We start from the raw sequence: 8,245 nt of genomic DNA, 5'->3' as shown, positions 1-8,245 counted from the left end.
GTTTCGGCGACGCCGGCGGCTGCGTCAGCAACAGCGGCCGCTCCGGCGGCTTCCAGGGCGGCTTCGGCAACGCCCGCGCCTGCCGCCGCCAGGCCCGCTGCCCGCGTGACGCGCGGCGCGCCCGCCGCGACACGCGCCGGGGCGGCCCCGGCCGCCATGCCGGCGCGCAAGCCGGCGGTAGCCGCCACCGTCAGCGATGACGATTGGGAATCCTTCTGAACGAGCTCGCCATGGCCGCCACCCGACCCCTTTCCGCGATGCGCGCCCTGGCAAGCGTGGGCGCGCTTGCCGGCCTCGTGTCGCTGGCGGGCTGTTCCCTGACGACGGGCCGCTATTACACCGACGAGAGTATCGCCTCGTTGACGCCGGGCCAGTCGACCATGATGGAGGCGACGCGCGCCTTCAACGCGCCGCCCACCGCGCAATATCCGCAAAGCGACGGCACCACGCTTGCCCGCTGGGACTACAAGCTTTCGCTGGTCACCGACGCGGTTTATGCCCGCAAGTCCACCCTGTTGCAGTTCGGCGCCGATGGGCGCCTGATCAGGCTGGTGGACTCCGACAACGTTTTCCTGCCCGGCGACAGCCGGCAGAAACTGTTGGGCGTGTACGTGCCGGCGGATACGCCGCCGGCCGATGTGCCGCCCGCCATGGCACCGGCGCCGGCGGAAGACGCCGCGTCGATGCCGATTTTCATCCCGGGGAACGGACCCGCCGACACGTCGGCGTCCGATGGGAAAAACGCGACGCCGCGCTAGCGGCGTTATCGCGGCCATGCCTGCCGTCCTGAGGGCGCGGCGCGGCCATTACTCGCATTACAGGATAGTTTCGGAGAGGCGACATGGACACCATGACCGAGTCAGGCCGCAAAGCCAAGGCCAACAGGAAAAAAACGCGCACGCCCAAAGTGAAGCGCAAGTTCGCGATGCGTGACGTGCGCGTGGGGTCCATGCTGATGATGGTGCTGGCCATCTTCGCCCTGCTGATCGCCGCGGTGGGCGGCATGGCGGCCTTCTTCCTCAACCAGAACTACCATGCCGTGCTGCAGTTGGGACAACTGACCGACCGCGCCGCGCAAGTGCAGGTGATCAACGCCAACATGCTGCGCGCCCGTGTCGCGCTGCTGATGTCGGCGCGCAGCCTGCAGGAAGCGGCGGTCGAGGGCGTCAGCCAGTCGACGGCCGACAACGACAAGCGCGACGCCGCCGATACGCTGAAGCAGGCCAACGACCTGCTGGCGAACGTGCGCAGCAGCTTCGCCGATTTCCAGAAGAATATGCTGGACGACGACACCGGCCGCCAACTGTCGATGAACCTGGTGCGCCGCTATCGCTCTTACATCGACGACGGCGTCGACACCATGGTGGAAGCGCTGCGCAGCCAGGACTACGCCACCTTCTACATGGTGAACACCGAGTACGGCGTGCCGCGCAGCGCGTCCTTCATCGACGCCATCGAGGAATTCACCAAGTACATCAACGACCAGCAGGCCGAGACCAACCAACAGGCCAAGCACAACCTGGACCTGGCCTTGATCGCGGTCGCCGTGGCCGTGGGCGCGGCCATCCTGCTGATGATCGTCTCGCGCATCGTGTTCGGCCGCGTCGTGGTGCGCCCGCTGGTCGATGCCGGCCAGCATTTCGAGAAGATCGCCGGCGGCGACCTGACCCAGCGCGTCGATGTCCGTTCGCACAATGAAATCGGCCAGTTGTACGCGGCGCTCAAGCGCATGCAGGAAAGCCTGACGCGCACGGTGGCCTCGGTGCGCCGCGGGGTGGAAGAGATCAACGTGGGCTCGCGCGAGATTTCCGCCGGCAATACCGACCTGTCCAGCCGCACCGAGCAGCAGGCGGCTTCGCTGGAGGAAACCGCGGCGTCCATGGAAGAACTGGCGTCGACCGTGAAGCAGAACGCGGACAACGCGCGCCAGGCCAACCAACTGGCGGCCAGCGCCTCGGACGTGGCGGCGCGCGGCGGTTCGGCCGTGAGCGAAGTGGTCAGCACGATGCAGGGCATTTCCGCCAGCTCGCGCAAGATTTCGGAAATCGTCAGCGTGATCGACGGCATCGCCTTCCAGACCAACATCCTGGCGCTGAACGCGGCGGTGGAAGCGGCCCGCGCCGGCGAGCAGGGCAAGGGCTTCGCGGTGGTGGCGGGTGAAGTGCGCTCGCTGGCCCAGCGCAGCGCCCAGGCGGCCAAGGAAATCAAGGGCCTGATCGAGGACTCGGTGTCCAAGGTGGGCGCGGGTTCGCAACAGGTCGAGCGTGCCGGCGCCACGATGCAGGAAATCGTGACGTCGGTGAGACGGGTGACGGACATCATGGGCGAGATCTCGGCGGCGTCCGAGGAACAGTCCAGCGGCATCGACCAGGTCAACCGCGCGGTCTCGCAGATGGACGAAGTGACGCAGCAGAACGCGGCGCTGGTGGAAGAAGCGGCGGCCGCGGCCGGTTCGCTTCAGGAACAGGCGCAGCGCCTGGCCGAGGCGGTGGCCATCTTCAAGATCAACGAAGGTCAGGTCATCGAAGTCCCGGCCCAGCAACTGGGCGGCACGGCCTACGCCACGCCCCTGGTCGCGCAATGAAATAAGCGAGAATAGGTAAGATCGAACAACAAGGCGGTAACGGCGGGCCTCCCTCGGCCCGTCAACGCCGCCAGCTACGACACAACGACAGCCGGTCCGCCGCGCGCGTCAACGTGTCAGTCCGTTATGCCTCGTCCTTTGGACGGGGCTTTTTTCTTTTTCAGACAACGGCCGGCGCCGGTCGGGTTCCGCATGGAACGCATTGACCCTATCCCATATCTCCCGCCTCTGCGGGATCAATTCGCCCCGGTGCGGGGCATGGCGAGGGTGTCGGCGACGCGCGCCATGGCCGCCAGCGATTCCTGGTAGAACTCGTTCAGGAACGAGGGCGTGTGCGGCAGGATGATGGTGAGCAGCACCACGCCCGACATCAGCATGATGGGAAAGCCCACGGAAAAGGCCGAGAGCTGCGGCGCCGCGCGGTTGAGGATGCCCAGGGAAAGATTCAGCGTCAGCAGCGCCGCGATCAGCGGCAAGGCCATCAGCAGGCCGGAGGAGAAGATCTTCCCGCCCACTTCCGCCACCCCCATCCAGGCGGCCGGATTCAGCGTGTCGTGCCCGATGGGCAGGATGGTGAAGCTGCGCACCAGCACGTCCAGCATCAGCAGATGGCCGTTGAACACCAGGAACAGCAGCATGGCCAGGATGTTGAACAGCCGCGCCAGCACTTCGGTGTTGGAATGCGTCGAGGGGTCGTACAGCGTCGCCAGCGACAAGCCCATCTGCAGGCCGACGAAGTCGCCCGCCGTCTGCACCGCGGAAAAGCAGATCCGCATGACGAAGCCCAGCGCCATGCCGATGAATATCTGCTGCGCCAGGATCCACAGGCCTTCGTAGGAACTGGTCGCCACCGCCGGAAAGGCGGGCAGGGTGGGCGCCACCACGATGGCGACGATCGCCGCCAGGCCCACCTTGGGCAGCGACGGCACCGACGACTCGCCGAACAGCGGCGCCACGGAAAACAGGGCCAGCAGCCGCGCGAAGGGCCAGAGGAAGGCGTTGATCCAGCCGTATAGCTGGTCGAGGGTGAAGCTGATCATGACGCCCGCGCCGGCCCCGGCCTCAGGACACCAGTCCCGGGATCTGCTCCATGATCTGGCGGATGTAGTCGACCATGGTCTGCATCAGCCAGGGCCCCAGCACCACCAGCGTCGCGGCCACGGCCAGCAGCTTGGGAATGAAGGACAGCGTCATTTCGTTGATCTGCGTGGCGGCCTGGAACACGCTGATGATCAGGCCGACCGCCAGCGTGACCAGCAGCATCGGGCCGGCCACGATGAGGACCATCTTCATGGCCTGGTAGGACATCGTCATTACGGTTTGGTCGTTCATGGCGGATGACTCGCGGATTCGGCGCAGGCCTTATCTATTGATAGAAACTGCGGGACAGGGAGCCCAGCAGCAGGTGCCAGCCGTCGGCCAGCACGAACAGCATCAGCTTGAAGGGCAGCGACACCGTGACGGGGGGCACCATCATCATGCCCAGGCCCATCAGCACGCTGGCCACCACCAGGTCGATGATCAGGAAGGGAATGAAGACGGTGAAGCCGATCTGGAAGGCGGTCTTCAGTTCGCTGGTGACGAAGGCGGGCACCAGGACCTTCAGCGGCACGTTGGCCGGCGTATCCATGGCGGGCTGGTTGGTCATGTTGGCGAACAGCGCCAGGTCGGTTTCCCGGGTCTGGTGCAGCATGAAGGTCCGCAGCGGGACGGCGCCGCGTTCCAGCGCGGTCTCGAAGGTGATCGACCCGGCGGTCAGGGGCTGGTAGGCCTTCTGGTAGATTTCGTCGAACACCGGCGACATGGTGTACGCCGTCAGGAACAGGGCCAGGCCGATCAGCACCATGTTGGGCGGCGTGGTCTGGGTGCCCAGCGCGTTGCGCATCAGGCTCAGGACGATGATGATGCGGGTGAAGCCCGTCATCATCAGCACCGCCGCCGGCAGGAAGGTCAGCGCCGTCAGCATGATGAGCGTCTGCACGCTCAGCGAGTACGTCTCGGTGCCGTTGGGACCCGGCGTCGCCGTCAGGGCCGGCAGCGTGGCCTGGGCCAGGACGACGCCCGGCACCAGCGCCAGCAAGGCCAGCAGGCCGAGCAAGGCGCCGCCGCGCTGCGAAGAAAGCGCGCGTCGCAACAGAGGGGCCCAACTGCGGAAAATGCTCATGGCGGATTCTGGCGGTGGCGGCCTCGCCGCCGGTGATTGCAGGAATACAGCGGGAAAGGCTGACGCACCCTCAGCCGTGGCGGCGGCGCCAGGCTTCGCCCAGCTTGCCGGCGAACGCCGAGGCCGGCGCCGCCGGCAGGTCCGGCAAGGGCGCGCCCGCGGGCAGCGTGTGCAGCACGTTCATCTGGCCGGCGGCGATGCCCACGACCAGCCAGGTATCGTCGACCTGGACCAGCACCATGCGGTGGCGCGGCCCCAGCCCGAGGCTTTCGATCACCCGCATGCGGCCGCGCGACCGGCCGGCCAGTCCGCCCCGGCGGGCCAGCCAGCCGAAGGCGAGGATCACGCCCACCACCAGCACGAGGCCGAGGAACAGGCGTAGCACGTCGGGCGAGGTCATGACGGGATCAGCGGCGCGGGATCAACGGCGGCCGTTCAGGCGGTTGATGCGTTCGGACGGGGTGATGATGTCGGTCAGGCGGATGCCGTACTTCTCGTCGACCACCACCACTTCGCCCTGGGCGATCAGGTAGCCGTTGACGAAGATGTCCATCGGTTCGCCGGCCAGGCCGTCGAGCTCGACCACCGAGCCCTGGCCGAGCTGCAGCAGGTTCTTGATGGTCAGGCGCGTGCGGCCAAGCTCCACCGTCAACTGCACCGGCACGTCCATGATCAGGTCGATGTCGGTGGTGGCCTTTTCGGTGCTGCCGGCCAGCGGCTTGAAGACGGCCTTGGCGGCCGATTGCGGCGCCGGACTGGGGGCGGCGGCAGTGGCCGCGCCCTGTTCGGCCATGGCGGCGGCCCAGGGGTCGTCTTCCGCGGCCTTCAGGCCGTCGGCCTGCGACTGCGTGGCGGCGCGGGATTGCTCGGCGAGCGCGTCGGCCCAGTCGTCGGCGCCGGACGCGGCGGGGCTGGTGCCGCCGGCTTTGTTCTCGGCGTTCGGATCAGTCATTCGGGGGCCTCAGTATCGGAATCGTGGGGAGTTAGCAGTTTCTGGATGCGCAGGGCGTATTGGGTGTTGAAGACGCCGAAGCCGCATTCCATGACCGGGACTTCGTTGATGAACGCGGTGACGATCTCCGGCACCTCGATGGGCAGCACGTCGCCGACCTTCATCGCCAGCAGGTCGCGGATCGACGAATCGATGCTGACGAATTCCGCCACCAGTTCGACGTCGGCGCTGCGCACCTGGCGCGAGAGCTGGGTGGCCCAGCGCTGGTCGACCGCCTCCAGGGTGTTTTCCTGCAACGGCCGGGTGAGCAGGTCGCGCACCGGCTCGATCATGGAGTAGGGCAGGCAGATGTTCAGGTCGCCGCCCGTGGCGCCGAATTCGATGTGGAAGGGCGTGACCACCACCACCTCGTTGTCGCCGGTGATGCTGGCGAACTTGGTGTGCATTTCGGAACGCACGTACTCGAATTCGACGGGATAGACCGCGTCCCAGGACTTGCCGTAGCTTTCCAGCGTCAGGTTGAGCAGGCGGCGGATGATGCGCTGCTCGGTCGTCGTGAAATCGCGTCCCTCGACCCGGGTGTGGTAGCGTCCGTCGCCGCCGAACAGGCTGTCGATGACCAGGAACACCAGGTTGGGGTCGTAGGTGAACAGGGCGGTGCCGCGCAGCGGCTTCATCTGCACCATGTTCAGGTTGCTCGGCACGGGCAGGTTGCGCTCGAAATCCGAGTACTTCATGATCTTGATCGAGCCGACGGTGATGTCGGCGTTGCGGCGCATGAAGTTCAACAGCACGCTGCGCATATGGCGCGCGAAGCGTTCGTTGATCAGCTCCAGCGTCTGCATGCGGCGCCGCACGACCCGTTCGGGCGAGCTCAGGTCGTAGGCGCGCACGCCCGCCTGTTCTTCCTGCGCCTGTGCCTTGCCGTCGTCTTCGCCGGTGACGCCCGCGAGCAGGGCGTCGACTTCATCCTGCGAAAGAAAAGCCTCGTAGGCCATTTATTGCACCACGAATGCCGTGAAGAGCACGTCGGTGACGTACTGGCCATCGGGGATGGGCGAGAACGGCTTGTTGACGGCCTTGATGATGGCGTTGGCCAGGTCCGTCTTGCCTTGCGGCGTCTGCACGCTTTCCGGCGTTTGCGAGGAGGCCAGCAACAGGATGCGGCTGCGCACTTCCGGCATGTATTTCTCGATGCGCTGGCGGGACTGCTCGTCGCTGACGCGCAGCGTCAGGGCGACGTGCAGCATGCGTTCGGCATTGGCGCTCTGCACCGTGACCGTGAAGGGCTCGATGGGAATGAAGATCGGCGCGGGCACGGCGGCGGGCGCGGCCGGCGGCGGCACGAACGTGGTCGGCGTCGCGCCGGGCTGCTGCGCCTGGCCGACGTTGATCTGGACGGCGGCGTTGGCCGGCTGGCGCTGCGAACGGGTGGTGATCATCCAGGTCGTGGCGACGCTGGCCGCGGCCACGATCAGGAGGACCAGCAGTCCGATGATGGGGCGCAGCAGCCGGCTGGCGCCGCCGGATCGCACGGGCAGGGTGCTGCGCGACGGCATGGTGGGTGTTTTGGAAGTCGCCATCTTGGATCGGTGAGTGGAATTACCGAGAAAAACGCAATTTATGAGTATCCGGAAACATTCTGCCCCAATTCGCCCTCCGGCAGGGAGGCGAAAAACAGGGCGAAATCCGTGTATCTCAGGCTATTGGCGAAACGCGCGCGTCGCCTGTCCGGCAGGGGCCGGTCCGCGCGCGTTCCGGCCTCACGCGAAGGTGTCCACCAGCGTGTTGGCCGCGCGGCGCGACTGCACCGTGGCGACGATGCTGTCGGCGGTCCCGCCGTCGGCCTGGGCCGATGCGTTGCCGCCGCCGGACTGCCCCTGGCGGCCGCCCTGGTCGTTGGCCGCGAAGCCGGCCTGCGCGCCCTGGTCGCCGACATTGGTCTGGCCCAGCGAAATCCCGGCCTGGGAGAGCGCCTGCTGCAATTGCGGCAGCGCGGCTTCGACGGCCTGGCGCACGGCGGCGTGGGAAGACACGAAGGAGGCCTGGGCCACGCCGTCGTTCAAGGTCAGCGTGATGCGCAGCGGTCCGAGGTCCGGCGGGTCCAGGCGCAGTTCCGCGGTCTGGGTCTTCTGCTGCGCATTGTTGGACAGCACGACGACCTGCTTGCCGAGGTCGGCGGCCCAGCCGGCCTGGCCGACCGGGGTGCTGACTTGCAGCGAGGTCGTGACGGGGGCCGCGTGCACGGTGACCGGCGCCTGGCTGGCGGCGACGGCGTTGGCCAGGGCTTCGTGGGCGTTGGCGGCCACGGCCGGCACGGGCGCGTCGCTGGCGGCCGCCGCGTGCTGGGCCGGCTTGGCCAGGCTGTCGGCGTTGTCCTGTCCGGTGGCGTTGCCGTCCGCGCTGGCGCCGGCAGCCTGCACGGCCTGCCGGGTGACGTGGGCGGCGGGCGCCGCGGGGGCCGGCGCGGTGTCCCGCGCGGCCAGCGGCGCGCCGTCGCGGGTGGCCGCGGGCGGTTGGGCGGCAGCGGTCGCGGCCGCCGTGG

Annotated in this window: 11 protein-coding genes; 3 read left to right on the top strand and 8 right to left on the bottom strand. The window is 67.5% G+C overall.

What is annotated here, in order from left to right; genetic code table 11:
* The 3 genes from CAL29_RS31840 to CAL29_RS16320 all read left to right on the top strand — a co-directional run.
* The coding region (locus CAL29_RS31840; protein WP_218831865.1) for a hypothetical protein at positions 1–200 on the top strand (200 nt) is incomplete at its 5' end.
* Between the two features lie 30 nt (positions 201–230).
* Complete coding sequence (locus tag CAL29_RS16325; protein ID WP_143277684.1) at positions 231–758, top strand: hypothetical protein; 528 nt, start codon at positions 231–233, stop codon at positions 756–758.
* 83 nt (positions 759–841) lie between these two features.
* Positions 842–2,584, top strand: coding sequence for a methyl-accepting chemotaxis protein (locus CAL29_RS16320; RefSeq protein WP_094854151.1), 1,743 nt, complete (start codon positions 842–844; stop codon positions 2,582–2,584).
* A gap of 236 nt (positions 2,585–2,820) precedes the next feature.
* Here CAL29_RS16320 and fliR read toward each other — a convergent pair whose 3' ends face one another.
* The 8 genes from fliR to CAL29_RS16280 form a co-directional block, all read right to left on the bottom strand.
* Positions 2,821–3,624, bottom strand: a complete 804-nt coding sequence (fliR, locus tag CAL29_RS16315; RefSeq protein ID WP_094854150.1) for a flagellar biosynthetic protein FliR — start codon at positions 3,622–3,624, stop codon at positions 2,821–2,823.
* 22 nt (positions 3,625–3,646) lie between these two features.
* Positions 3,647–3,916, bottom strand: a complete 270-nt coding sequence (gene fliQ / locus CAL29_RS16310; protein WP_094854149.1) for a flagellar biosynthesis protein FliQ — start codon at positions 3,914–3,916, stop codon at positions 3,647–3,649.
* A gap of 34 nt (positions 3,917–3,950) precedes the next feature.
* Positions 3,951–4,748 (bottom strand): flagellar type III secretion system pore protein FliP, encoded by a 798-nt coding sequence (gene fliP / locus CAL29_RS16305; protein ID WP_094854148.1) that lies wholly within the window; start codon positions 4,746–4,748, stop codon positions 3,951–3,953.
* A gap of 70 nt (positions 4,749–4,818) precedes the next feature.
* A complete protein-coding gene (gene fliO, locus CAL29_RS16300; protein ID WP_094854147.1) occupies positions 4,819–5,148 on the bottom strand; it encodes a flagellar biosynthetic protein FliO in 330 nt (109 codons plus the stop codon).
* 21 nt (positions 5,149–5,169) lie between these two features.
* The gene (gene fliN, locus CAL29_RS16295) at positions 5,170–5,700 is read right to left on the bottom strand and encodes a flagellar motor switch protein FliN (RefSeq protein WP_094854146.1); all 531 of its coding nucleotides are present in this window, start codon (positions 5,698–5,700) and stop codon (positions 5,170–5,172) included.
* The gene (fliM, locus tag CAL29_RS16290) at positions 5,697–6,698 is read right to left on the bottom strand and encodes a flagellar motor switch protein FliM (protein ID WP_094854145.1); all 1,002 of its coding nucleotides are present in this window, start codon (positions 6,696–6,698) and stop codon (positions 5,697–5,699) included. Before fliM ends, fliN begins: the two co-directional genes overlap by 4 nt.
* The gene (locus CAL29_RS16285; RefSeq protein WP_094854144.1) at positions 6,699–7,283 is read right to left on the bottom strand and encodes a flagellar basal body-associated FliL family protein; all 585 of its coding nucleotides are present in this window, start codon (positions 7,281–7,283) and stop codon (positions 6,699–6,701) included.
* 180 nt (positions 7,284–7,463) lie between these two features.
* Positions 7,464–8,245, bottom strand: a 782-nt coding sequence (locus CAL29_RS16280) for a flagellar hook-length control protein FliK (RefSeq protein WP_143277683.1), incomplete at its 5' end; no start/stop codon positions are given.

The sequence above is a fragment of the Bordetella genomosp. 10 genome (assembly GCF_002261225.1).
Lineage (GTDB): Bacteria > Pseudomonadota > Gammaproteobacteria > Burkholderiales > Burkholderiaceae_B > Bordetella_C.
Note: the sequence above shows the minus strand (reverse complement) of the source record. Positions and strands in the feature narration are given on the sequence as shown.